We start from the raw sequence: 24,032 nt of genomic DNA, 5'->3' as shown, positions 1-24,032 counted from the left end.
CCCGGTGGACGCCGCGCCCCTGCGCCGCCGTGACCTGCTCGCCGACGGTGTCGCCCGGCTGCGGGCCGGCGAGGTGGCCAGCCCCGAGCACGACGCCGCGGAGCTGCTCGCGCACGTGCTCGGCACGACCCGCGGCGCGCTGGTGCTCGTCGACGAGGTCGCCGCGGACGACGCCGAGCGTTACCTCGCGCTGGTGACGCGCCGCGCGGCCCGCGAGCCGTTGCAGCACCTCACCGGCGTCGCGTGGTTCCGCCATGTCGAGCTGGCCGTCGGCCCCGGCGTGTTCGTGCCGCGACCGGAGACCGAGCTGCTCGCCGGCTGGGCCGTGGAGCGGGCGGAGCAGGTGCTGGCCGATCGGGGGGAGTGCGTCGTCGTGGACCTGTGCACCGGCTCCGGCGCGGTCGCCAAGGCGCTGGCCGACGAGGTGCCCGGCGCCCGGGTGCACGCCGTCGAGCTGGACCCCGCGGCGCACGCCTGGGCCGAGCGCAACCTCACCGGCACCGGCGTCGAGCTTCGCCTGGGAGACATGGCCACCGCCTTCGAGGAGCTGCTCGGCACCGTCGACGTGCTGACCTGCAACCCGCCGTACATCCCGCTGGAAGCCTGGGAGTCGGTGGCCCCGGAGGCCCGCGACCACGACCCGCACCTCGCGCTCTTCTCCGGCCAGGACGGCCTGGATGCGCTGCGTGTGCTCGAGCAGCGCGCGGCGGTGCTGCTGCGTCGTGGGGGAGTGGTCGGCGCCGAGCACGCCGACGTGCAGGGCGAGTCGGCGCCGGCGGTCTTCACCGCGACCGGACGCTGGGCGGACGTCCGCGACCACCGCGACCTCGCGGGCCGGGCGCGCTTCCTCACGGCGCGGCTGGCACGATGAGTGTCGTGACCGAGCGCTTCCCCACCACGACCGACGACGAGCGCGAGGCGGCCGTCGCCGCCGCGACCACCGCCGTACGCCGCGGGGACCTGATCGTGCTGCCGACCGACACCGTCTACGGCATCGGCGCCGACGCCTTCGACCCGGCCGCGGTCGCGGGGCTGCTCGCGGCCAAGGGGCGCGGGCGCGAGATGCCGCCGCCGGTGCTGGTGAGCTCCGCCACCACCCTCGACGCCCTCGCGGTGCGGGTGCCCGCGTGGGCGCGCGCGCTGGTCGAGAAGTTCTGGCCCGGCCCGCTCACCTTGGTGTGCCACCAGCAGACCTCGCTGCAGTGGGACCTCGGCGACACCCGCGGCACCGTGGCGGTGCGGATGCCCGACCACCCGGTCGCCCTGGCGATCCTCGAGCGCACCGGCCCGCTGGCCGTCAGCTCGGCCAACACCACCGGCCTGCCCGCGGCCACCGACGCCGACACGGCCGAGGAGATGCTGGGGACCTCCGTCGCGGTCGTCGTGGATGCCGGGCGCTCGCCCGGCGGCGAGGCCTCGACGATCATCGACGTCACCGGGGAGCGGGGCCGGGTGCTGCGCCGCGGCACGCTGGCACTGGAGGACCTCAACGCCGTGCTGGAACCGCTCGGCGCCGCCCTCGTCGACGAGGGCTAGGCCCGGTGCGCGAGTACATCCTGGTCTTCCTGGTCGCCGCGGCGGTCACCTCGCTGCTGACCGTGTTCGCCCGCGAGATCGCGCTGCGCACCGGGGCTGTCGCGCGGGTGCGCGACCGCGACGTGCACGACGAGCCGATCCCGTACCTCGGCGGCCTGGCGATGCTCGGCGGCCTGGTGGCGGCCTACCTGGTCGCCCGTGAGCTGCCGTTCCTCTCCCTGGGCGGCCCGTTCGTCTTCAAGGACGCCGGGATCGTGCTGATCGCCGGTGCGCTCATCTGCGCGGTGGGCGTCCTGGACGACCTCTTCGAGCTCGACGCGCTCACCAAGCTCGGCGGGCAGGTGCTGGCCGCGGGCTTCCTCATCTTCTTCGGGATCCAGTACTTCTACTTCCCCTGGACCAACGGGGAGCAGTTCGCCCTCGAGGGCACCCAGGGCGCGCTGCTGACCGGCTTCGTGGTCGTGGCGACGGTCAACGCGGTGAACTTCGTCGACGGCCTCGACGGCCTGGCCGCGGGCGTGGTCGGCATCGGGGCGATCGCGTTCTTCGTCTTCTGCTATGAGCTGACCCGGCTCAACAGCGCCGACCGGGCCACCACCGCCGCGCTGCTCAGCGTCTCCCTCGCCGGCGCGTGCGCGGGGTTCTTGGTGCACAACTTCCACCCGGCACGCCTGTTCATGGGCGACAGCGGGTCGATGCTGATCGGCCTGGTGCTCTCGGCCAGCGCGGTGACGCTGACCGGGCAGTTCTCCGGCTCCCAGATCGCCGAGGGCGGGCCCGGCACCCAGGCCAGCCTGCTGCCGACGCTGTTGCCGTTGCTGTTGCCGATCGCGATCCTCATCGTGCCGCTGCTCGACCTGGTGCTGGCCGTCGTACGACGCACGCGGGCGGGGCGCTCGCCGTTCGCCCCGGACAAGCAGCACCTGCACCACCGGCTGCTGGAGATCGGCCACTCCCAGCGCCGCGCGGTCTTCATCATGTGGACCTGGGCCGCGCTGGTCGCCTTCGGCACCGTGATCCCCTCGCTCTACCGCGGGGCGTGGGTCTGGGTCGCCCTCGGCATCGCCGTCGTGCTCACCGTCGCGCTGACCTTCCTGCTGCCCGTCCTGCACAAGCCGAAGCTGCTCGAGGCGCTCGACGAGCCCGCCCCCGAGTAGCCCGCGGACAGGGCTGCGGAGGGGGCGCGAGGCCCCGCCCGAGCACCTTGTGATAGTTTTCACGAGCGGCCCCGACGGGCCGCGACCGTGACCCGAGCGCCATCCGGGACACAGCCAGACCGCCACACGAATGACGGGCCGCCGATCTTGCCGACGACCATGCCGACCAAGCCGACCGCGTTGTCGGCCGACCCGCACCGCCACAGCGGGGCGCGGGTGCTGGTGTGGGCTGCGGCGACGACGGCGGGCCTCGGGCTCGTGGCCTGTGCGGTCGGAGGGCTGGTGGGCGGATCCGCCGCCGCCCTCGGGGTTCTCGTGGGGGCGCTGATCGCCGTCGCGGTCTTCTCCTTCGGCTCCTTCACCGTCCACACGGTGGCCGGTCTGATGCCGTCGGCGTCGATGCTCTTCGCGCTGCTGACCTATGCCCTGCAGGTGCTCCTGCTGCTCCTCGCCCTGGTGGCGATCGAGGAGGCGGGCCTGGTCGAGGACACCCTGGACCGGGTCTGGCTGGCCGGCGGGATCATCGGCGGCACCCTGGTGTGGATGGTCGCGCAGGTCGTCTGGACCGTCCGTGCCCGCATCCCCGTCTTCGACCTTCCGGCGAGCGGTGCGGGCCGCACCGGCCCCAGCACGGACGCGGGGGATCGATGAGGATCTCCGACTGCTACAGTCCGGTGCGCAATGGCTTCGAAAGACGCGCCGGAGAACGGCCAGGGACCCCAGCCGGACCCGTGGCAGGCCTTCAGTCAGATCGTGGCCGGAGTGCTCCTCTACGGCGGTGCCGGCTGGCTGGCCGACCGCTGGCTGGGGACGACCTTCCTGGTGGCCATCGGCATCCTGATCGGTGCCGGGTTCGGCATCTACATGGTCGTGAAGCAGTTCGGTCACGTGCCGCCCACAGACTCGAAGAAGTGACGTACATGAAGGAGACACGGCGTTGATCGCTGGGAACCTCGCAGCAGCGCTCGTCCCCATGGCCAGTGGCGGCTTCACGCCCCCCGGTCCCGCGGACTTCGACCTGCCCCCGATCGTCGGTGGGATCACCAAGCCGATGGTGATGATCGTCCTCTCGGCGGTCCTCATCTTCGCGGTGACCTACGCGGCGTCGCGGAAGGCGGCGATCGTCCCCGGTCGCCTCCAGTACGCCGGTGAGTGGGCCTACAGCGGTGTCCGCAACGGCATCGCCCGTGACATCATCGGCACCGAGCACTACATGAAGTTCGTGCCGTACCTGTTCACCCTCTTCGCCTTCGTGCTGGTGAACAACTACTTCGGCCTGGTCCCGCTGATCCAGTTCCCGACGTTCTCGCACTCCGGCTACGCCTACGGCCTCGCGGCCCTGAGCTGGCTGCTCTACAACGGTGTGGGCATCTGGAAGCACGGCTTCTTCGGCTACCTCAAGCACACCTGTGTGCCGGCCGGCGTGCGCGGCCCGGTCCTCCTGCTGATCGCTCCGCTGGAGTTCCTGTCCAACATCCTGGTCCGCCCGGTCACCCTGGCCCTGCGTCTGTTCGCGAACATGTTCGCGGGCCACCTCCTGCTGATCCTCTTCGCCCTCGGTGGCGAGTACCTCCTCCTGGAGGCGTTCTCCCCGATCAACGCGATCGGCGGCGTGCTCGCCTGGGTCATGTTCTTCGGAGTCTCCGCCCTGGAGCTCCTGGTCATGTTCCTCCAGGCCTACGTCTTCACGCTGCTGACCGCCATGTACGTCTCAGGTGCTGTCGCCGACGAGCACTGAGCAGCACACCGCGCCCAGTGGGCCGGTGAGCACCCGAGAAACGAAACTCACGCAGTACCAAACCGAAAGGAACACTCACCGTCATGAATGGTGACATCAACGGCTCGCTCAACATGCTCGGCTACGGCATCGCCACGATCGGCCCCGCCCTCGCCGTGGGTCTGATCTTCGCGGCCTACATCAACGGTGTGGCCCGCCAGCCCGAGGCCCAGTCGCGCCTGCAGTCGATCGCCATCCTCGGCTTCGCGCTCGCCGAGGCGCTCGCGATCATCGGCATCGCGCTCGCCTTCGTCCTTTCCTGACGCGCGACCCCCAAGACCGAGGTGACCCATGCGTGAATCGATCCAGGCCGCGGGAGAGCTGAACCCGCTCATCCCGCACGTCTCGGAGATCATCCTGGGGGCCGCCGTCTTCCTGGTGCTGCTCCTGGCGATCAGGAAGTTCGTCGTCCCCAACTTCGAGAAGGCCTTCGCCGAGCGAACGGCTGCGATCGAGGGCGGCCTGTCGGCGGCCGAGACCAAGCAGGCCGAGGCCGACGCCAAGCTCGCCGAGCTGGAGAAGCAGCTCGCCGACGCCCGTCACGAGGCTGCGCGCATCCGTGAGGAGGCGCGTGAGCAGGGTGCTGTGATCGTCTCGGAGATGCGGGAGCAGGCCCAGGCCGAGGCTTCCCGGATCGTCGAGCACGGGAAGACGCAGATCGAGGCGGAGCGCCAGCAGGCCGTCAACAGCCTGCGCGTGGAGGTCGGCACGCTGGCCACCACGCTGGCTGGCCGCATCGTCGGCGAGAGCCTGGACGACGAGGTCCGTCAGGGCCGTGTCGTCGAGCGCTTCCTCGCCGACCTCGAGGCCGGGACGCCGGGGGTCAACTGATGACGAAGTCCTTCCGCGGCGCGTCGGCCGACGCCGTCGTCGCCCTGGCCGGGGAGCTGGAGTCCATGACGTCCGGTCCGGCCGCGGCGACGGTGGGCGGCGAGCTCTTCGCGGTCGCGGCGACGCTGCGCTCCGAAGGTGCGCTGCGCCGCTTCGTCACCGACGCGTCGACGCCCGTCGAGGCGCGTACCGGCTTCGTCGGCGACGTGTTCGGCTCGAGGATCGGTGCCGATGCGCTCGGGCTGCTGCGTTCGGCGGTCTCGCGCCGCTGGATCGCCAACCGCGACCTCGGCGACGCTCTCGAGCACCTCGGGGTCGTCGCGCTGGTCCGGTCCGTCGGTGACGACGCCGGCCGGCTCGCGGACGAGATCTTCACCCTCGGCCAGGCGATCAAGCAGAACCCCGACCTGCGCGACGCGCTCGCCGACCCCACCCGGACGGTGAGCGACAAGGCCAGCCTGCTGCGCTCGCTGCTGGAAGGGCGCTCGCTGCCGGCGACGGTCGTGCTCGCCGAGCAGGCCGTCTCCGGGAGCCACCGCACCGTGTCGGTGGCCCTGGAGGAGTACCAGAAGGTGGCTGCCGAGGTGCACGGGCGCAGCGTCGCCACCGTGAGGGTGGCCCGTCCGCTCTCCGAGGTCGAGCAGCGGCGTCTGGGCGACGTGCTGTCGCGCCAGTACGGCCGGCTGATCCATCTCAACCTGCTGGTCGACCCGGCCGTCCTGGGCGGCGTCCGTGTCGAGATCGGTGACGACGTCATCGACGGCACTGTCTCCACCCGCCTCGACGACGCCCGCCGCCGACTCGTCGGCTGACCACCCCGAACACTTCGAAGACCCAAAGAGAGAAGGAACGACGATGACGGAGCTCTCCATCCGTCCGGACGAGATCCGCGACGCGCTGCAGAAGTACGTCGCCGACTACCAGCCCGACGCGGCCAGCAAGGAAGAGGTCGGGACGGTCGCATCGGCCGGCGACGGCATCGCGCGTGTCAGTGGGCTTCCGTCGGCGATGGCGAACGAGCTGCTCAAGTTCGAGGACGGCACCCTGGGCCTGGCCCTGAACCTCGAGGACCGCGAGATCGGCGTCGTCATCCTCGGTGACTTCGAGGGCATCGAGGAGGGCCAGCCGGTGCACCGCACCGGCGAGATCCTCTCGGTTCCCGTGGGTGACGGCTACCTCGGACGCGTGGTCGACCCGCTCGGCACCCCGATCGACGGCCTCGGCGAGATCGAGACCTCGGGCCGCCGCGCCCTGGAGCTGCAGGCTCCCAACGTGGTCGAGCGCAAGTCGGTGCACGAGCCGCTCGCGACCGGTATCAAGGCGATCGACTCGATGACCCCGATCGGCCGTGGCCAGCGTCAGCTGATCATCGGTGACCGCGCGACCGGCAAGACCACGATCGCGATCGACACGATCATCAACCAGAAGCAGAACTGGGAGTCGGGCGACCCGACCAAGCAGGTTCGCTGCATCTACGTCGCCATCGGCCAGAAGGGCTCGACCATCGCCTCCGTGCGTGGCGCGCTCGAGGCCGCCGGTGCGCTGGAGTACACCACGATCGTGGCGTCCCCGGCCTCCGACAGCGCCGGCTTCAAGTACCTCGCCCCGTACACCGGCTCGGCCATCGGCCAGCACTGGATGTACGAGGGCAAGCACGTCCTCATCGTGTTCGACGACCTGACCAAGCAGGCCGAGGCCTACCGCGCCGTGTCGCTGCTGCTGCGTCGCCCGCCGGGCCGCGAGGCCTACCCCGGTGACGTCTTCTACCTGCACTCGCGTCTGCTCGAGCGTTGCGCGAAGCTCTCCGACGAGCTGGGCGCGGGCTCGATGACCGGTCTGCCGATCATCGAGACCAAGGCCAACGACGTCTCGGCGTTCATCCCGACCAACGTCATCTCGATCACCGACGGTCAGATCTTCTTGCAGTCCGACCTGTTCGCGGCCAACCAGCGTCCGGCCATCGACGTCGGCGTCTCGGTGTCGCGCGTCGGTGGTGCGGCGATGACCAAGGCGATGAAGGCCGTCACCGGCTCGCTCAAGGTCGACCTGGCGCAGTTCCGCGCCATGGAGGCGTTCGCGATGTTCGCCTCCGACCTCGACGCCGCCTCGCGTCAGCAGCTGGACCGCGGTCAGCGCCTGATGGCGCTGCTCAAGCAGTCGGCGTACTCGCCGTACCCGCTCGAGGAGATGGTGGTCTCGCTGTGGCTGGGCACCACCGGTCGCCTCGACAAGGTGCCGGTCGGCGACGTCCTGCGCTTCGAGAACCAGTTCCTCGACTACCTGCGCCGCTCGCACACGGGCATCCTGTCCGCGATCCGCGAGACGCAGAAGTTCGAGGACGAGGCTGGTCTGACCTCCGCCTACGAGGCGTTCCTCGACCAGTTCGAGACCTCGGACGGCGGCTCGGTGAAGCCGGGCTCGGAGAAGGCTGAGGCCCTCGAGGACGGCGCGCTCGAGCAGGAGCAGATCGTCAAGCAGAAGCGGGGCTGACCATGGCCGTATCGCTGCGTGAGTACCGCGCGCGGATCAAGTCGACGGAGTCGATGAAGAAGATCACGCGCGCCATGGAGCTCATTGCTGCGTCCCGGATCATCAAGGCGCAGCAGCGGGCCCTGGCGGCAGCGCCGTACGCCCGCGAGCTGACTCGTGCGGTCTCGGCGGTGGCGACCTTCTCCAAGGTCGACCACCCCCTGACCAAGGAGATCGAGAACCCGAAGCGGGCCGCGATCCTGGTCGTGACCAGCGACCGTGGCCTCGCCGGTGCCTACTCCTCGAGCGCGCTCAAGGAGGCCGAGCGCCTCGCTGAGCGGGTGCGCGCGGAGGGCAAGGAGGTCGACTGGTACATCACCGGCCGCAAGGGCGAGGCGTACTTCAAGTTCCGCCAGCGTCCGGTGACCCGCGTGTGGACCGGCTTCTCCGACCAGCCCTCCTACGAGGTCGCCGCCGAGATCGGCACCGCGCTGATCGACGCCTTCCTCAAGGAGCCCAACGAGGACGGCGTGGTCGATGAGGTCCACGTGGTCTACACCCGGTTCCGCTCGATGCTGGTCCAGGAGCCGACGGCCATGCGGCTGATGCCGCTCGAGGTCGTTCAAGGCCACGACAAGCCGACCGAGGCCGATCTGCTCCCGCTCTACGAGTTCGAGCCGTCCGCGTCAGAGGTGCTCGACGCGCTGCTTCCGCAGTACGTTCAGAGCAGGATCTTCTTCGCTCTCCTGCAGGCGGCGGCCTCCGAGCTCGCCGCGCGTCAGAAGGCGATGAAGTCGGCCACGGACAACGCCGAGGAGCTCATCAAGAAGTACACCCGCATCGCCAACCAAGCCCGCCAGGCCGGCATTACCCAGGAAATCAGCGAGATCGTCGGTGGCGTCAACGCGCTGGCCGATGCGAACGCCGGGAGTGAGTGAGAGACATGACTGCAACGGTTGAAGAGACCAACCAGACCGGCGCTACGGGTGTCGGCCGCGTCGCCCGCGTGATCGGCCCGGTCGTCGACGTGGAGTTCCCCGTCGACAACATGCCGGAGATCTACAACAAGCTCGAGGTCGAGGTGACCCTCAACGGGGAGCAGACCGTCCTCCCGCTCGAGGTCGCCCAGCACATCGGCGACGGCATGGTCCGCGCGATCTCGCTGAAGCCGACCGACGGCCTGGTCCGTGGCACTGCGGTGCGCGACACCGGGAACCCGATCATGGTCCCCGTCGGCGACGCCACGCTCGGCAAGGTGTTCACCACCACCGGCGAGGTGCTGAACCTCGCGCCGGGTGAGACCTTCGAGGTCAACGAGCGCTGGGGCATCCACCGCAAGGCGCCGGCCTTCGACCAGCTCGAGTCGAAGACCGAGATGTTCGAGACCGGCATCAAGGTCATCGACCTGCTGACGCCGTACGTGCAGGGCGGCAAGATCGGCCTGTTCGGCGGCGCGGGCGTGGGCAAGACCGTGCTCATCCAGGAGATGATCGCGCGTGTGGCCCGCAACCACGGCGGTGTGTCGGTGTTCGCCGGTGTCGGCGAGCGCACCCGTGAGGGCAACGACCTGATGGTCGAGATGGAGGAGGCGGGCGTCCTCGGACAGACCGCCCTCGTCTTCGGCCAGATGGACGAGCCGCCGGGCACGCGTCTGCGCGTCGCGCTCTCCGCGCTCACCATGGCGGAGTACTTCCGTGACGTGCAGCAGCAGGACGTCCTGCTGTTCATCGACAACATCTTCCGCTTCACCCAGGCCGGCTCCGAGGTCTCGACCCTGCTGGGTCGCATGCCCTCCGCCGTGGGCTACCAGCCCAACCTGGCTGACGAGATGGGCGTCCTGCAGGAGCGGATCACCTCGACGCGCGGTCACTCGATCACCTCGATGCAGGCGATCTACGTGCCCGCCGACGACTACACCGACCCCGCGCCGGCGACCACCTTCGCCCACCTGGACGCGACCACGGAGCTCTCCCGCGAGATCGCCTCGGTCGGTATCTACCCGGCAGTGGACCCGCTGACCTCGACGTCGCGGATCCTCGACCCGCAGTACATCGGGCAGGCGCACTACGACTGCGCGATCCGGATCAAGCAGATCCTGCAGCGCAACAAGGAGCTGCAGGACATCATCGCGATCCTGGGTGTCGACGAGCTGTCCGAAGAGGACAAGATCATCGTCTCCCGCGCGCGCCGCATCCAGCGGTTCCTGTCGCAGAACACCTACGTCGCCAAGCAGTTCACCGGCATCGAGGGTTCGACGGTCACGATCGCCGACACGATCGAGGCGTTCAACCTCATCGCCGACGGCGAGTACGACCACGTGGCGGAGCAGGCGTTCTTCATGTGCGGTGGCCTCGACGACGTCGAGGCCAAGTGGGCCGAGATCCAGAAGAACCTCTGATCATGGCCGCCCAGGACAACGGCAGCGCTCTGCACGTGGAGCTCGTCGCGGCCGATCGCGTGGTGTGGTCGGGCGGGGCCGAGATGGTCATCGCCCGCACCACCGAGGGTGACGTGGGTGTGCTCCCCGGGCACACGCCGATGCTCTCGCTGCTCGTGGACGCCGTAGTGGAGATCATCACGACGGGTGATGAGATCGTGTTCGCCGTGGCGGACGGTGGCTTCCTGTCCGTCGCGGACAACCGGGTCTCGATCCTGTCCCCGCACGCCCTGCTGTCTCACGAGATCGACGTGGACGCGGCGCGTGCCGACCTGGAGGCGGCGTACGCCATCGTGGAGCCGAGCGAGGCCGAGACGCACATCCGTCGCGCCGAGGCTCGCATCCGCGCCGTGGAGCGCGCCTCCTAGGACACCGGTCCTCCGGTTCCGACCCCGACGCCGACCGGTGTCTGTTGCCCAGTAGGGTGACGGACACCGGTCGACGTGTTTATCCCCAGGAGTGCAGATGCCGTTGTGGCAGTGGGTGCTGGACATCGCCGGCGTCCTGGTGCTCCTCGTGCTCGCCTACGGTCTGGGCCTGGTGCTGCGACGCCGGTTCCTCTCGCGCGACGGCGGCACCTTCGAGCTCAGCTACCGGATGCGCGCCGACCGCCCCGGCCGTGGCTGGGTGCTCGGCCTGGGCCGTTACTCCGGTGAGCGGCTGGAGTGGTTCCGGATCTTCTCGCTGTCCCCGCGCCCGAAGCGCAGCTGGGACCGCTCGGCGCTGAGCTATGAGGTACGCCGGGTGCCGGAGGGCCACGAGGAGATGTCGCTGTACCCCGACCACGTCATCATCGGCTGCGCCAGCCCGGACGGTCCGGTCGAGCTCGCGATGAGCACGGCCTCGCTCACCGGCTTCCAGTCCTGGCTCGAGGCGCGTCCGCCCGGGACCGACTGGTCGACGCGCCGCCGCGCCTGATCGGTCCCGGGAGGACGGGTCAGCGCTGGATGCGTCCGGCGAGCCCCGCGACCATCGCCTGCACGGCCTCGGCGTAGGCCTCGGCCCGGGCGCCGGCGTCGGCGTCGGCGAACAAGGACTGCGGGACGACCAGCACGACCGCGCGCACGGCGTCGGGTGAGGGATAGGGGCGCAGCTCGGGCTCGGTGACCTCCTCGCCGTCGCGGACCACGAGGTGCAGGTCGAGCCAGTCGAGGCCGGCCAGCTCCTCCATCAGCGCCGGGTCGGCGCTGAGGTCGCGCCGTGCCTGGTCCCACGCGGGATCCGAGCTCGCGACCACCCCGTGTGCGGGGTCGTCGCCCAGGTCGTCCACGCCGTAGCTGGTGTAGACCCCCGGCGGGGGAGCGGCGACCTTCCACTGCAGGGTCACCGGGAACCCGGGGTCGTGGTCGCGAGGCGTGGGGTCGACGGCGGCGGCGTGACTGCTCCAGCCGGTGACCAGCAGCGCCTCGGCGTCGCGCCAGCGCCAGCGTGCGGCGTCGATCTCCCCACCCGCGGCGATGGTCGCCTCGTAGGCGTCGCGGCCGGCTGCGACCACCGCTGCGGCGAGCCACTCCTCGCTGTCCTCGGGAAGGTCGGCGGGGACCGTGCAGTGGCGCAGCAGGTCCGCGACGTGGACCTCCACCTCGTCGGCGAAGGCGTCGCCCTCCCCGGTGCGCTGCAGCTGCAGGTCCAGGCGTTCGCAGGACGCGTCGTCGGCGACCCCCTCGAGGGAGTCGATCAGGTCCCAGAAGCGTTCAGGAGTCATCGGCTCAGTCCCGCTCGCCGCCGGGGACCCACAGCACGTCGCCCTCCACGCCGTTGGCGTGCCGGGCCAGGATGAACAGCAGGTCGGAGAGCCGGTTGAGATAGGCGAGGGCGAGCTTGTTCATGACCTCCCCGTGCGCCTCGAACGCCGCCCAGCCGGCCCGCTCGGCCCGGCGTACGACGGTGCGGGCGACGTGCAGCTGCGCGGCGGCCGGCGTACCGCCGTTGAGGATGAACGAGCGCAGCGCGGGCAGCTGCTCGTTGTACTCGTCGCACCATGCCTCGAGACGATCGATGTAGGCCTGCTCGATGCGCAGCGGCGGGTACTCGGGGTCCGCCACGACGGGAGTGCACAGGTCGGCGCCGACGTCGAAGAGGTCGTTCTGGATGCGGGTCAGCACGCGCTCGACGTCCGCGGAGAGGCCGCCGGTCGCGATCGCGACGCCGATGACGGCGTTGGACTCGTCCACGTCGGCGTAGGCGTGCAGGCGCAGGTCGTTCTTGGTGGTGAGGCTCATGTCGCCGAGACGGGTCTCGCCGCCGTCGCCGGTGCGGGTGTAGATCCTGGTGAGGTTGACCATGGCATGAGGCTAGTGCCCGTGGGCGCGGGCCCCGGCCCGGTGGGGCGGCCTCGCTCAGGCGGGGATCGCGGTGCGCTCGACCTCGAGGACGCGGATCAGGCGGCTCTTGTGCAGCATCCGGCGCACGGCGGGGCCACAGCCGCGCAGGACGAGCTGCTGGCCGTGGTCCTCGTGGGCGCGTCGGCTGGCGAGGGCCAGCACCTTCAGCGCGGTCAGGTCCACGACGTGCACGTCGGTGAGGTCGACGACGACCTCGCCCTCGCCACGCGCGTCGAGGTGGGCGTAGAGCGCCTGGCGGACCACGCTGGTGCTGCGCACGTCGAAATCGCCGCTGAGCACGAGAGCCGGTCCGTCTGAGTGGATCTCCATCTTTTCTTCGCCCGTCTCCCGAGAAATGCGCCCCGCTAGCGCCCGTGGTGAGTTCCTTCACCGAGAATGACGCCTCGCGGCACTATTTGGTTGCACGCCGGGCCGCTATTTCCTGCATTGCGTATCTATGAAATGAGCGCACCCGGTGCCGGACCCTTCTCCCGAAGACCGTCCGGGCATGCGCTTCCGGCCCCGGGATCGACGGCGATGTCCAGACGGGTGGCGAGAATGTCGGGAAGGCCACAGGTAGTTACCAAAGGGTAGGTCGCGCCCTACCCTTCCCCCATGAGCGAGAACCACAGCCCGGATCGTCCCGCGAAGGACCGCCCGTGGGTGATGCGGACCTACGCCGGCCACTCCACTGCCGAGGCCTCCAACGCGCTGTACCGGACCAATCTCGCGAAGGGCCAGACCGGGCTGTCGGTCGCCTTCGACCTGCCCACGCAGACCGGCTACGACCCGACCGACCCGCTGGCGCGCGGTGAGGTCGGCAAGGTCGGCGTACCGGTCCCGCACCTGGGTGAGATGCGCAAGCTCTTCGACTCCATCCCTCTCACCGAGATGAACACCTCGATGACGATCAACGCCACGGCCATGTGGTTGCTGGCGATGTACCAGGTCGTCGCGGAGGAGCAGAACCCCGACCTGTCGCCCGAGGACGTCGCCGCCCAGCTGGCCGGCACGACCCAGAACGACATCATCAAGGAGTACCTCTCCCGGGGCACCTACGTCTTCGGCCCCGAGCACTCCCTGCGCCTGATCAGCGACATGATCGCCTACACGGTCCACCAGATCCCGAAGTGGAACCCGATCAACATCTGCAGCTACCACCTGCAGGAGGCCGGCGCGACGCCGACGCAGGAGCTGGCGTACTCGCTGTGCACCGCGATTGCCGTGCTGGATGCGGTGAAGGCGTCCGGGCAGGTCTCGGAGGATGATTTCGAGAAGGTCGTCGGGCGCATCTCGTTCTTCGTGAACGCAGGCGTGCGGTTCATCGAGGAGACCTGCAAGATGCGCGCCTTCGTGCAGCTGTGGGAGGAGATCACCGCAGAGCGCTACGGCGTCACGGACCCGAAGATGCGCCGCTTCCGCTACGGCGTGCAGGTGAACTCCCTCGGCCTCACCGAGGCGCAGCCGGAGAACAACGTGCAGCGCATCGTGCTGGAGATGCTGGGCGTGACGCTGTCGAAGAACGCGCGTGCGCGCGCGCTGCAGCTGCCTGCCTGGAACGAGGCGCTCGGTCTGCCGCGCCCCTGGGACCAGCAGTGGTCGCTGCGGCTGCAGCAGGTGCTCGCCGTCGAGTCCGACCTGCTGGAGTACGACGACATCTTCGAGGGCTCCCACGTGATCGAGGCCAAGGTGGCCGAGCTCGTCGAGGGCGCCCGCGCGGAGATCGAGCGGGTGCAGGAGATGGGCGGCGCCGTCGCGGCGGTCGAGTCCGGCTACATGAAGCAGGCACTGGTCGCCAGCCACGCGGCCCGGCGTGCGCGCATCGAGTCCGGCGAGGAGCGCATCGTCGGGGTCAACTGCTACGAGACCACCGAGCCCTCGCCGCTGACCGCGGACCTGGACGCGGCGATCATGGCGGCCGACCCGGCCGCCGAGCAGTCGGCGATCGACAGCGTGACGGCCTGGAAGGCCGAGCGCGACGAGGCGGAGGTCGCCCGCGCCCTGGACGCGCTCGCGGCCGCCGCGAAGACCGACGCGAACCTGATGGCGGCCACGCTGGTCGCGGCGCGCGCCGGTGCCACCACGGGGGAGTGGGCCGGCACCCTGCGCGAGGTGTTCGGCGAGTTCCGCGCTCCCACCGGGGTCAGCGGGGCGGTCGGGGTGGCATCCCCGGGCGCCGACCTCGCCGCCGTCCGGGAGCGGGTGCGGGCCACCGGCGAGGAGCTCGGCGGCCGGTTGCGGCTGCTGGTCGGCAAGCCCGGCCTCGACGGGCACAGCAACGGCGCCGAGCAGGTCGCCGTACGCGCGCGCGACGCGGGGTTCGAGGTGGTCTACCAGGGCATCCGGCTGACCCCGGAGCAGATCGTCGGCGCGGCCGTGGCCGAGGACGTGCACTGCGTGGGCCTCTCGATCCTGTCCGGCTCGCACATGGAGCTGGTGCCGGCGGTGCTCGACGGGCTGCGAGAGGCCGGGGCCGAGGACGTGCCGGTGATCGTCGGCGGGATCATCCCCGACTCCGACGGGCGCCGGCTGCGCGAGCTCGGCGTCGCGGGCGTCTACACGCCGAAGGACTTCGGGCTCACCGAGATCATGGGCGGCATCGTCGACGTCATCCGCCGGGCCCACGGCCTGGACTGAGGCCCCGGCCGGGGCGCCCGGAAAATAGTCCGGCATAGGTAAGGCATACCTAAGGGAATGCTGCTAGCGTGCGGGTCATGGCGAAGGGCAAGGCGAAGGACCCCTCCAAGGAGGTCCGCAAGCTTCCGAAGCTGGAGTGCTGCGAGTCCAAGTCCAAGTGCGGGCGCTGCCCGCTGCGGATGCTGAAGGAGGGCACGCTGCCGGCGGGGTATACGGTCAAGAAGCGCAAGCTCGTGCGGGTTGACGGCAAGAAGGTCACCAAGAAGAAGCTTGCCGAGGTCGCCTGAGCGCTCTGCTCGTGGCGGCCTCCTCCCGAGTCCCCCTCCACCCAGGAGCCACTGATGGTCGCCCCCCGTTTCGCCGCGCAGCTCAACGCCCAGATCGGCAACGAGTTCGCCGCCCACAACCAGTACCTCGCCTGCGCGGTGCACTACGACGCGCTGACGATGCCGCGCATGGCCGCGTTCTTCTACGCCCAGGCGCTCGAGGAGCGCGACCACGCGATGATGATGGTGCAGTACCTCCTCGACACCGACGCGGAGGTCGAGATCCCCGGCGCCGAGGCGCCGGTCGCGCACTTCGAGGACGTCGTCGCGCCGATCCGGCTTGCCCTGGAGCAGGAGAAGCGGGTCAGCGAGCAGATCAACGACCTGCTGCGCGTCGCCCGCGAGGAGCACGACTTCGCCTCCGAGCAGTTCATGCAGTGGTTCATCAAGGAGCAGGTCGAGGAGGTCGCGACGATGTCGGACCTGCTGGCCGTGGCGATCCGCAACCGCGACGACGTCGAGGACCTCGAGGACTACGTCGCACGCGAGCAGGGCGGCGGCGACGCCGACCCGACTGCGCCGCGCATCGCCGGCGCCTGACCCGCGGCGCGGGGCTGCGCTGATCGACCGCGGCTCAGAGCGCGCGCAGCCAGCGCAGCACCGTGCGCCGTACCTGCGGGGCCTGACGCTCCAGCGGCAGCAGGCTGCCCGCACCGTGGACCGTGCGCGTCGTGACCTCCACCCCGCGGGGGTACGCCGCGGACTGCGAGCGCACCGCGGCGCCGGAGACGAGCGCGTCTCGCGAGCCGCGCATCAGCAGCACCGGGGCGTCGACCGAGTGGCCGGCCAATGCGGCCTGCACCCGCCCTCTGGCGATGCTGGTGACCTCGCCGCACGGCGCCTCGGCCCGGCGGCGCAGCGCTGCCTTCCGCACGCCCGGCGCCGCCGAGGCGAGCAGGAGCGAGCGGTACTCGGCCGCCGTCGTCCCGACCCCGACGCGGTCCTCGTGCAGGCAGGCGCCCACGAGCCTGCCCAGCTCGCGGCGCGCGGGGGAGGTGGTGGCGGCGCCGAAGGACATCAGCACCAGGCCGTCGACGTCGTCGTGGTTGCCCGCCTCCAGCTGCGCCAGCATCGCGCCGGTGCCGTGCCCGTGCAGCACCACCGAGGCCGCGCGACTGGGCGACCCCTCGCCCCGGACGAAGGAGTAGTTCCCGCTGCGGACGTGCTGGACCACCTGGTGCAGCATGCTGGACTGCGCGGACAGGCAGGTCGCGGCGCCGTTCTCGAGCGGGCTGGCGCCGTACCCGAGCCGGTCGAGCACCAGCGACAGCTCGCCGTGCCGGCCCAGGCGGGTGGCGTAGTCGTGTGCGGGGCGCTCGCGCAGGTGCCAGGCCCAACCGGCGGTGGCGACGCCGTGCACCAAGACGTTGAGGCGCACCGTCCCGGCCCGGCCGAGGACCGCGTCGCGCGGCCCGACCAGCCGGCCGCGCACCTGGTGCAGCCGGCCGTCCGCCGAGCAGCCCACCGCACTGGTGCCGTGGTCCAGCTCGAAGACCACCGGGCGTGAGACCACGCGGGTGGTCCCCGGCCGAGGGTCCGGGGCGGCGGTCGGGGCGGCGGTCGCCGCGGGCGCCGAGACACCGAGGCCGAGGACGAGCGCGAGGGCGCACAGCAGGCGAGGCGACATGCGGTGAAAATATGTCAAGCAACCACCGCGTCCCAGGGCGGCGCGGTGTGACCCGCGTCTCCTCGATGCGCGACACTGCCTCGTGACGGGCCCCGGAAGGCGCCCCAGGTCAGAGCGAGACGAGTCGGAGGTGCGCGTGAGCCGGGTGATCGTGGTGGGGGCCGGGGTGATCGGCCTGACGGCGGCCGTGCGGCTGCTCGAGGCGGGGCACCGCGTGGACGTCGTGGCGCGCGACCTCCCGCTGGAGACGACGTCGGCGATCGCCGCGGCGCTGTGGTACCCCTATCGGGCGCTGCCGCAGGACCGGGTCACCGCCTGGGCCGCCCGCTCCCGGGAGGTGCTCGCCGGCCTGGCCGTGGACGAGCCGGACGCCGGCGTACGCCTGCGGCGGGGGACCGAGGTGCTGCGGGAGGCGGCCGGGTCGCCGTGGTGGGCGAGCGCGGTCCCCCTCCTGGAGGCGCCGCGCGCGCTGCCGCCCGGGTACGCCGGCGGCTGGTCGTTCGTGGCGCCGGTGGTCGACATGCCGGTGCACCTGCGCTGGCTCACCGCGCGGGTGGCCGAGCTCGGCGGCACGATCACCCGCCTCAACCTCGCCGCGCTGCCCACCGGCGCCGACGTCGTGGTCGACTGCGCCGGGATCGGCACCCGGCTGCTCGCCGCTGACAAGGCGGTCGAGCCGGTGCGGGGCCAGGTGGTCCACGTCGAGCAGGTCGGCCTGGAGGAGTGGTGGCTCGACGCCGCCGGACCGACGTACGTCGTGCCGCGCGAGCGCGAGATCATCCTCGGCGGCACCGATGAGGAGGGCGTCTGGAGCCGCACCCCGGACCCCGTCGTCGCGGAGTCGATCCTGCGGCGCGCGACCGCGCTCGTGCCGGAGCTGGTGGGCGCCCGGGTGCTGCGTCACCGGGTCGGGCTGCGTCCGGTGCGACCGACCGTGCGCCTGGAGCGGGTCGGGCGGGTGGTCCACTGCTACGGCCACGGCGGCGCAGGTGTCACCCTCGCCTGGGGGTGCGCCGAGGAGGTCGCCGGACTCGTCGACTGAGCCCCGCCCGGCCCCGCCCGGAGCGGTATTACCCCCGAGCACGTACGCTTCCCCGCGTGCATCGGCCCGAGCTCAAGAGTGGGCTGTTCCGGGAGCTGCTCGACGCGGCGCCCGACCCGACGGTGATCGTCGACGCGGACGGCACGATCGTGCTGGTCAACCGCCAGGTCGAGCGGGTGCTCGGCCATCGTCGCGAGGAGCTGGTCGGCCAACCGGTCGAGGTGCTCGTCCCGATGCGCTTTCGTGCGACGCACCCCCACCGGCGCGAGGGTTTCGTGCGCCATCCGAGCGCGCGGCCGATGAGCTCCTCGCTCCAGCTGTGCGCCGTCCACCGAGACGGTCACGAGGTGCCGGTCGAGATCTCGCTGTCCCCGCTGGAGACCGAGAGCGGGCTGCTGGTGTCCGCCGCGCTGCGCGACATCAGCGAGCGCCGCCGGATGGAGGCCGAGGCCGACCGGCTGCGCGACGAGCTGATCGCGACCGTCTCCCACGAGCTGCGCACCCCGCTGACCTCGGTCATCGGCTACTCCGAACTGTTGGCCGACCTGCCCGAGGAGGAGGTCGGCGCCCGTGCCCGCCGGCTGGTCGAGGTGATCCGGCGCAACGCCGCGCGCGAGCTGCGGCTGGTCGACGACCTGCTCACGATGGCGTTCCTCGACGGGGAGCGGCTGCGGGTGCAGCGTGCCCCGATGGACCTGGCGGCGATGGCCGGGCACGTGGTCACCGACCAGATCCCCGCCGCCCGCGCCGCCGGGGTCGAGCTGCTCCTCGAGGCCGAGCGGGTGCCGGCGGTCTCCGGCGACCACGACCGGCTGGTGCAGGTGCTGGAGAACCTGCTGACGAACGCAGTGAAGTTCACCCCGGCGGGCGGGCGGGTCACCGTGCGGGTGTGCGAGCACGACGGCGACCCGGTGCTCCAGGTGACCGACACGGGCGTCGGGGTGGAGCCCGAGGAGCTGCCGCGCCTGTTCGAGCGTCTCTACCGCACCCCGAGCGCGGTCGCCGCCCAGGTGCAGGGCGCCGGCCTCGGGCTCTCGATCGTGCAGAAGCTGGTGGCCGCCCACGACGGGACCGTCGCCGTGGAGAGCGAACGGGGCCGCGGCAGCACGTTCCGGGTCCGGCTGCGCTACAGCGGGCACGACGGGCGCGAGACCGCCTCGGTCTGAGCGAGTGGTCTTGAGCCGTCAGCCGGCCGGGAAGGCGACGGTCGCGGCGGCCCACTCGGCCGGGGCCGGATAGGGTCCCGGCAGCTCCAGCAGCCGCTGCACCCGGCCGCTCCTCGGGTGCCACTCGACCAGGCGGCGGTTCTCCAGCAGCAGCCGGAGCGTCCCCTCCTCGGTCCAGCCGACGACGTCGGTGGTCGCGGGCACCCTCAGCCGGGCGGTGATCGCGCCCGTGCGCTTGTCCAGCGCCCACACCTGCACCGGCGCGAGGGCGGGCCAGCTGCGAGCGGCGGCCAGGAGCGCGACCTCGCCGGGACCGAGGACCGGGAAGACGTAGCGGCGCATCAGCCGCGGGAGCTCGAGGCCGGGGGTGAGGATCCTCGCCTCGGCGTGGGCGCCCTGGGCGCCCTGCCAGCGCGTGAACCTGAGCCGGTCGCGGCCGACGCCGGTCGCCTCGACCGGCGTGCCGTCGACGTCGAACGTGGTGCGCCACCCCGGGTAGCGCGCCGGTGTCACCCGCCCGGTGGTGTCGACGTGGAAGGTGTCGTACCGGGAGGACCCCCCGCGTGCGGCGCTCGCGGACACGACGTCTCGACCCGGGATCCACCGCACGTGGGCGACGTGGACGCGACCGGGCGGGAGGGCTGCGTACCTCACGGCGCCGCTGCGCAGGTCGAGCAGCACGACGCCCGCGTGCGCCTGGCCCGCCCACCACCGCCCGTCGTGGGAGAGCGAGCCCGCGCCGTAGGTGTCCGGTCCCGGCCAGGAGCCGTTCGGCAGCCCGAGGTCGTCCAGGTCGAGGGATCGCCAGCGGTCGTCGGTCCCGAGGAAGAACAGACGTTCCCCCGCCCATCCGTCGCGGTCCTCCCAGCGCTCGGTGGGGTGGTGGACCAGGCGGGCGGGCCGGGGGTCGACCAGGATGCTCGGGAGCTCCGTGGCGGCCCCCGGTGCCGTCGTACGGCGGCCGCCGACCCACGGGACGCGCTCCCAGTCCTGGGGGAGTGCCTGGGCCTGCGGAACCGGCGGCCTGGCGGTGGTCGGTGCGCCGGCCGCGGATCTCGGAGACGGAGGATCGTCGGCCGGCTCGCCGGTCGTCGTCGTGCAGGCCGCGAGCAGCACCACGAGCACGCCGACGAGGGCGGGCCGCAGCGTCATGGCTGGCACCGTACACGGGAGGATCCCCGCTCGGGCCGGCTCAGATCGCGCGGACCGCGACGACGGCGGCGGGCGAGAGCGCGCCGTACACGTGCGGGAAGGTCTCCGTCGCCCCGGACGTCGGCGGCTCCTCGACGACCGGCACGTCGAGCAGGTCGGTGTCGATCTCGAGCAGCACCAGCGGCTCGGTGACGTCGGCGTAGTACGTCGCGCGCACCGCCTCCCACTGCTCGGCGCGGGCGGCGTGGAGGTAGCCCTGCTGCTCGAGGCTCACCCCGCGGGTGGACGTCGTGTAGGCGCCGGACGCCTGCGCGGCCTCCCAGTCGGCGCGGGTCGCGACGTGGAAGATCCGCATGCCCGGGCGCCGGGGCTTCAGAAGAGCCGGTGGCTCGGGTCGTCGAGGCCGCGCAGGGCGTCGTAGTCCACCGTGACGCAGCGGATGCCGCGGTCCTCGGCGAGCACCCGGGCCTGGGGCTTGATCTGCTGGGCGGCGAACACGCCGCTCACCGCGCCGTTCGTGGTCAGCAGCGGGTCGCGGTTGAGCAGCTCGAGGTAGCGGGTGAGCTGCTCGACGCCGTCGATGTCGCCGCGGCGCTTGATCTCGACGGCCACGCTGCGCCCGTCGGTGTCGCGGCACATCAGGTCGACCGGGCCGATCGCGGTGGGGAACTCGCGGCGCACCAGCGTCAGGCCGGGGGCGAGGGTCGCGGGGTGCTCGGCGAGCAGCTCCTGCAGGTGCTTCTCGACGCCGTCCTTCTGCAGGCCGGGGTCGACGCCGAGGTCGTGGCTGGAGTCGCTGATGACCTCCTCCAGCAGGATCCGCAGGGTGTCGTCGGTCTTGGTGCTGGTGACCGTCCACTCCGGCACGCCGTCGTCGGTGGTGCCCTCGCGCAGCGTGCACGGCGGCGACATCCAGTTCAGCGGCTTGTAGGAGCCGCCGTCGGAGTGCACCAGCACCGAGCCGTCGGCCTTGATCATCAGCACCCGGGTGGCCATCGGCAGGTGGGCGGTGAGCCGACCGGCGTAGTCGATCTGGCACTTGGCAACGACGAGTCTCACGTGCGCAGAGGCTACCGGTCGCCCGCGTAGGGTCTGCGCATGGCCGACCAGACCAGCCCCGCGGGCGCCGCGGGCACGCCCCCGCAGCCCTCCGCCGTCCGCCCCGACGTACGCCTGGCCGCGCCGCGCGACCTGCGCCGACTCGCCGCGGTGGAGGCCGACGCCGACGCGGTGCTCCTCGAGGCGCTCGGCGTCCCGGCCGACGAGGCCGGCTGGGGCGAGGCGGTCGACGGGCGCGACCGCGACCTGTTGCCGGGCTTCGTGCTGGTGGCCGGGGACCCGCCGGTCGGCTTCGCCCATGTCGTGGTGATCGACGGCGACGCCCACCTCGAGCAGCTCGCCGTGCAGCCCGCGCACGCCCGCCAGGGGATCGGCGCGGCGCTGGTGCAGGCCGCCCGCGAGGAGGCCCGCTGGGCCGGGCACGACCGGCTCTCGCTGACGACGTACCGCGATGTCGCCTTCAATGCGCCGTTCTATCGCCGGCTGGGCTTCACCGAGGTCGCCTCGCCGCGCCCGTGGCAGCAGCGGCTGGTCGCCGGGGAGCGGGCGCGCGGCCTGGAGCGGCTGGGGGACCGGGTGCTCCTCGACGTCGCGCTCTGGTGAGCGGCGCACGCGCGTGACCTGGATCACTATTACTCCCCGGTAATACGTGCCATGATCCCGGCCATGACGAGCGCCCCCGCAACGCCCGCAGCCCCCTCCCGTCCCTTCTCGACCATCGGCGTGGTCGGACTCGGCACCATGGGTGCCGGGGTCGCCGAGGTCTTCGCCCGCACCGGCCACCGCGTCGTCGGTGTCGAGCTCGACGAGGAGACGCTCGCCCGGGGCCGCGCCCACCTCGAGCACTCCACCGCCCGCGCCGTGCGCGGCGGCAAGCTCAGCGAGGCCGAGCAGGCCGAGATCCTCGGGCGGATCACGCTCACCACCTCGCTGAAGGACCTCGCCGAGGCCGACCTGGTGCTGGAGGCGATCCCGGAGTCGATGGAGGCCAAGAAGCGGGTCTTCCGCGAGCTCGACGCGATCGTCGGTCCGGACGCGATCCTGGCGACCAACACGTCCTCGCTGTCGGTGACCGACCTGTCCGCGGCCACCGCGCGGCCGGGCCGGGTCGTGGGCACCCACTTCTTCAACCCCGCCCCCGTGCAGGACCTCGTGGAGGTCGTGCGCACGGTCGTGACCGAGCAGGCGGTCCTCGACGACGTCACCGCGCTGATGAGCGCGCTCGGCAAGACCCCGGTGGTGTGCGGCGACAAGGCCGGCTTCATCGCCAACACGCTGCTCTTCGGCTACCTCAACCACGCGGTGTCGATGTATGAGAACAAGTACGCCTCCCGCGAGGACATCGACGCCGCGATGCGCTACGGCTGCGGCTACCCGATGGGCCCGCTGGCGCTGCTGGACCTGATCGGCCTCGACACGGCGTACGAGATCCTGGACACGATGTACAAGCAGGGTCGCGACCGCCTGCACGCCCCGGCGCCGATCCTCAAGCAGATGGTCACCGCGGGCCTGCTGGGCCGCAAGACCGGGCGCGGGTTCTACACCTACGAGGGCCCCGACAGCCCGGTCGTCGTCCCCGACGACAAGACACCGTCCGCCGACGCGCGCCCGCAGCTGCGCCACGACATCGCCCAGGTCGGGGTCGTCGGCACCGGCACGATGGCCACCGGCATCGTCGAGGTGTTCGCCAAGGCGGGCTTCGACGTCGTGTACGTCGGGCGCTCGGAGGCGAAGGTCGCCGGGGTCCGCGCCGCGATCGAGAAGTCCCTGGACAAGGCGGTGCAGCGCGGCAAGCTGCCGGAGGCGGCCAAGGGCGAGGTGCTGGCCCGGCTGACCGGCGCCACCTCCCTCGACGAGCTCGCGTCCGTCGACATCGTGGTGGAGGCGATCGCTGAGGACCTGGAGGTCAAGACGACGCTGTTCGCCAACCTCGACGAGATCTGCAAGCCCGGCGCGATCCTGGCCACCACGACGTCCTCGCTGCCGATCATCACCTGCGCGCAGGCGACCAGCCGCCCGCGCGACGTGGTCGGCATGCACTTCTTCAATCCCGCGCCGATCATGAAGCTGGTCGAGGTGGTCTCCACCGTCGCCACCGACGAGGCGGTCACCGAGACCACCCGGGCGCTGTGCGAGAAGGTCGGCAAGGTCGCCGTCAGCTGCACCGACCGGGCGGGCTTCATCGTCAACGCGCTGCTGTTCCCCTACCTCAACGACGCGGTGCGGATGCTCGAGGCGCACTACGCCGGCGCCGACGACATCGACACCGCGATGAAGCTGGGCTGCGCGCTGCCGATGGGCCCCTTCGAGCTGCTCGACGTGGTCGGCAACGACGTGTCGCTGGCGATCCAGCGCGAGCTCTACCTGGAGTTCCGCGAGCCCGGCTTCGCGCCGGCGCCGCTGCTGGAGCACCTGGTGACCGCGGGGTACCTCGGTCGCAAGACCGGGCGCGGGTTCCGCGACCACTCGCGTCGCTAGCCCCAGGTGGTCGC

The 24,032-nt window shown here is 71.5% G+C and carries 28 protein-coding genes; 21 read left to right on the top strand and 7 right to left on the bottom strand.

The genetic code is table 11. The annotated features are described in order from the left end of the window. Positions 1–4 precede the first annotated feature (4 nt). From prmC to GFH29_RS14285, 14 genes are all read left to right on the top strand, one after another. Positions 5–871, top strand: coding sequence for a peptide chain release factor N(5)-glutamine methyltransferase (gene prmC, locus GFH29_RS14350; protein WP_228387505.1), 867 nt, complete (start codon positions 5–7; stop codon positions 869–871). A 5-nt stretch (positions 872–876) separates the two neighbouring features. Next, complete coding sequence (locus GFH29_RS14345; protein ID WP_153324501.1) at positions 877–1,536, top strand: L-threonylcarbamoyladenylate synthase; 660 nt, start codon at positions 877–879, stop codon at positions 1,534–1,536. Between the two features lie 5 nt (positions 1,537–1,541). Further along, complete coding sequence (locus GFH29_RS14340) at positions 1,542–2,693, top strand: MraY family glycosyltransferase (protein ID WP_153324500.1); 1,152 nt, start codon at positions 1,542–1,544, stop codon at positions 2,691–2,693. A gap of 159 nt (positions 2,694–2,852) precedes the next feature. Further along, positions 2,853–3,344 (top strand): hypothetical protein, encoded by a 492-nt coding sequence (locus GFH29_RS14335; RefSeq protein ID WP_153324499.1) that lies wholly within the window; start codon positions 2,853–2,855, stop codon positions 3,342–3,344. Positions 3,345–3,374: 30 nt separating this feature from the next. After that, the gene (locus tag GFH29_RS14330) at positions 3,375–3,608 is read left to right on the top strand and encodes an AtpZ/AtpI family protein (protein ID WP_153324498.1); all 234 of its coding nucleotides are present in this window, start codon (positions 3,375–3,377) and stop codon (positions 3,606–3,608) included. Positions 3,609–3,666: 58 nt separating this feature from the next. After that, positions 3,667–4,431: a F0F1 ATP synthase subunit A gene (gene atpB, locus GFH29_RS14325; protein ID WP_153325801.1), complete on the top strand. Its 765-nt coding sequence runs from the start codon at positions 3,667–3,669 to the stop codon at positions 4,429–4,431. An 83-nt stretch (positions 4,432–4,514) separates the two neighbouring features. Continuing rightward, the gene (locus GFH29_RS14320; RefSeq protein WP_153324497.1) at positions 4,515–4,733 is read left to right on the top strand and encodes an ATP synthase F0 subunit C; all 219 of its coding nucleotides are present in this window, start codon (positions 4,515–4,517) and stop codon (positions 4,731–4,733) included. 28 nt (positions 4,734–4,761) lie between these two features. Continuing rightward, positions 4,762–5,301 (top strand): F0F1 ATP synthase subunit B, encoded by a 540-nt coding sequence (locus GFH29_RS14315; RefSeq protein WP_153324496.1) that lies wholly within the window; start codon positions 4,762–4,764, stop codon positions 5,299–5,301. Further along, complete coding sequence (locus GFH29_RS14310) at positions 5,301–6,113, top strand: F0F1 ATP synthase subunit delta (RefSeq protein WP_153324495.1); 813 nt, start codon at positions 5,301–5,303, stop codon at positions 6,111–6,113. Before GFH29_RS14315 ends, GFH29_RS14310 begins: the two co-directional genes overlap by 1 nt. Before the next feature lie 43 nt (positions 6,114–6,156). Beyond that, complete coding sequence (gene atpA / locus GFH29_RS14305) at positions 6,157–7,791, top strand: F0F1 ATP synthase subunit alpha (protein ID WP_153324494.1); 1,635 nt, start codon at positions 6,157–6,159, stop codon at positions 7,789–7,791. Positions 7,792–7,793: 2 nt separating this feature from the next. Further along, on the top strand, positions 7,794–8,708 hold the full coding sequence (locus GFH29_RS14300; protein WP_153324493.1) for a F0F1 ATP synthase subunit gamma: 915 nt from the start codon (positions 7,794–7,796) through the stop codon (positions 8,706–8,708). A gap of 5 nt (positions 8,709–8,713) precedes the next feature. Beyond that, entirely contained in the window at positions 8,714–10,168 is a 1,455-nt protein-coding gene (atpD, locus tag GFH29_RS14295; protein ID WP_153324492.1) for a F0F1 ATP synthase subunit beta, read from the top strand. A 2-nt stretch (positions 10,169–10,170) separates the two neighbouring features. Continuing rightward, positions 10,171–10,575: a F0F1 ATP synthase subunit epsilon gene (locus GFH29_RS14290; RefSeq protein ID WP_153324491.1), complete on the top strand. Its 405-nt coding sequence runs from the start codon at positions 10,171–10,173 to the stop codon at positions 10,573–10,575. Positions 10,576–10,672: 97 nt separating this feature from the next. Further along, positions 10,673–11,125 carry a DUF2550 domain-containing protein gene (locus GFH29_RS14285; RefSeq protein WP_153324490.1) on the top strand — a complete coding sequence of 151 codons (453 nt, stop codon included), beginning with the start codon at positions 10,673–10,675 and terminating at the stop codon, positions 11,123–11,125. Positions 11,126–11,144: 19 nt separating this feature from the next. On the opposite strand, the gene GFH29_RS14280 is transcribed toward GFH29_RS14285, so the two are convergent. Genes GFH29_RS14280 through GFH29_RS14270 form a run of 3 tightly spaced genes read right to left on the bottom strand, consistent with a single transcriptional unit; the run spans position 11,145 to position 12,861 of the window. Continuing rightward, positions 11,145–11,912 (bottom strand): hypothetical protein, encoded by a 768-nt coding sequence (locus GFH29_RS14280; protein ID WP_153324489.1) that lies wholly within the window; start codon positions 11,910–11,912, stop codon positions 11,145–11,147. Positions 11,913–11,916: 4 nt separating this feature from the next. Next, positions 11,917–12,492, bottom strand: a complete 576-nt coding sequence (locus GFH29_RS14275; RefSeq protein WP_153324488.1) for a cob(I)yrinic acid a,c-diamide adenosyltransferase — start codon at positions 12,490–12,492, stop codon at positions 11,917–11,919. Positions 12,493–12,546: 54 nt separating this feature from the next. Beyond that, positions 12,547–12,861 (bottom strand): STAS domain-containing protein, encoded by a 315-nt coding sequence (locus tag GFH29_RS14270; RefSeq protein ID WP_153324487.1) that lies wholly within the window; start codon positions 12,859–12,861, stop codon positions 12,547–12,549. Between the two features lie 285 nt (positions 12,862–13,146). Here GFH29_RS14270 and GFH29_RS14265 point away from each other — a divergent pair, with 285 nt between their 5' ends. The 3 genes from GFH29_RS14265 to GFH29_RS14255 all read left to right on the top strand — a co-directional run bounded on the left by GFH29_RS14265 (position 13,147) and on the right by GFH29_RS14255 (position 16,034). Next, positions 13,147–15,168: a protein meaA gene (locus tag GFH29_RS14265; protein ID WP_153324486.1), complete on the top strand. Its 2,022-nt coding sequence runs from the start codon at positions 13,147–13,149 to the stop codon at positions 15,166–15,168. 77 nt (positions 15,169–15,245) lie between these two features. Then, positions 15,246–15,455 carry a hypothetical protein gene (locus GFH29_RS14260; protein WP_153324485.1) on the top strand — a complete coding sequence of 70 codons (210 nt, stop codon included), beginning with the start codon at positions 15,246–15,248 and terminating at the stop codon, positions 15,453–15,455. 54 nt (positions 15,456–15,509) lie between these two features. Next, positions 15,510–16,034, top strand: coding sequence for a ferritin (locus GFH29_RS14255; RefSeq protein WP_153324484.1), 525 nt, complete (start codon positions 15,510–15,512; stop codon positions 16,032–16,034). 34 nt (positions 16,035–16,068) lie between these two features. Here GFH29_RS14255 and GFH29_RS14250 read toward each other — a convergent pair whose 3' ends face one another. Next, positions 16,069–17,121: an alpha/beta hydrolase gene (locus GFH29_RS14250; protein ID WP_153324483.1), complete on the bottom strand. Its 1,053-nt coding sequence runs from the start codon at positions 17,119–17,121 to the stop codon at positions 16,069–16,071. 136 nt (positions 17,122–17,257) lie between these two features. Between GFH29_RS14250 and GFH29_RS14245 the strand changes: the two genes are divergently transcribed. Continuing rightward, positions 17,258–18,163 (top strand): FAD-dependent oxidoreductase, encoded by a 906-nt coding sequence (locus tag GFH29_RS14245; protein ID WP_153324482.1) that lies wholly within the window; start codon positions 17,258–17,260, stop codon positions 18,161–18,163. A gap of 56 nt (positions 18,164–18,219) precedes the next feature. Then, the gene (locus GFH29_RS14240; protein WP_153324481.1) at positions 18,220–19,329 is read left to right on the top strand and encodes an ATP-binding protein; all 1,110 of its coding nucleotides are present in this window, start codon (positions 18,220–18,222) and stop codon (positions 19,327–19,329) included. 18 nt (positions 19,330–19,347) lie between these two features. On the opposite strand, the gene GFH29_RS14235 is transcribed toward GFH29_RS14240, so the two are convergent. From GFH29_RS14235 to nucS, 3 genes are read right to left on the bottom strand one after another with little or no spacing between them, the layout of a single operon-like run. Then, on the bottom strand, positions 19,348–20,481 hold the full coding sequence (locus GFH29_RS14235; RefSeq protein ID WP_153324480.1) for a hypothetical protein: 1,134 nt from the start codon (positions 20,479–20,481) through the stop codon (positions 19,348–19,350). Positions 20,482–20,521: 40 nt separating this feature from the next. Then, positions 20,522–20,836, bottom strand: coding sequence for a DUF952 domain-containing protein (locus GFH29_RS14230; protein WP_153324479.1), 315 nt, complete (start codon positions 20,834–20,836; stop codon positions 20,522–20,524). Positions 20,837–20,853: 17 nt separating this feature from the next. After that, complete coding sequence (gene nucS / locus GFH29_RS14225) at positions 20,854–21,540, bottom strand: endonuclease NucS (RefSeq protein ID WP_153324478.1); 687 nt, start codon at positions 21,538–21,540, stop codon at positions 20,854–20,856. 39 nt (positions 21,541–21,579) lie between these two features. On the opposite strand from nucS, the gene GFH29_RS14220 reads away from it, so the two are divergent. Both GFH29_RS14220 and GFH29_RS14215 read left to right on the top strand, forming a co-directional pair. Beyond that, entirely contained in the window at positions 21,580–22,143 is a 564-nt protein-coding gene (locus GFH29_RS14220; RefSeq protein WP_194288953.1) for a GNAT family N-acetyltransferase, read from the top strand. Positions 22,144–22,206: 63 nt separating this feature from the next. Then, the gene (locus tag GFH29_RS14215; RefSeq protein ID WP_153324477.1) at positions 22,207–24,018 is read left to right on the top strand and encodes a 3-hydroxyacyl-CoA dehydrogenase family protein; all 1,812 of its coding nucleotides are present in this window, start codon (positions 22,207–22,209) and stop codon (positions 24,016–24,018) included. Positions 24,019–24,032: the final 14 nt, after the last annotated feature.

Origin of the sequence: Nocardioides sp. dk884 (assembly GCF_009557055.1) — a bacterium.
Taxonomy (GTDB): domain Bacteria; phylum Actinomycetota; class Actinomycetes; order Propionibacteriales; family Nocardioidaceae; genus Nocardioides.
The sequence above is the reverse complement of the archived record's forward strand: the minus strand, read 5'-3'. Positions and strand labels throughout refer to the sequence as shown.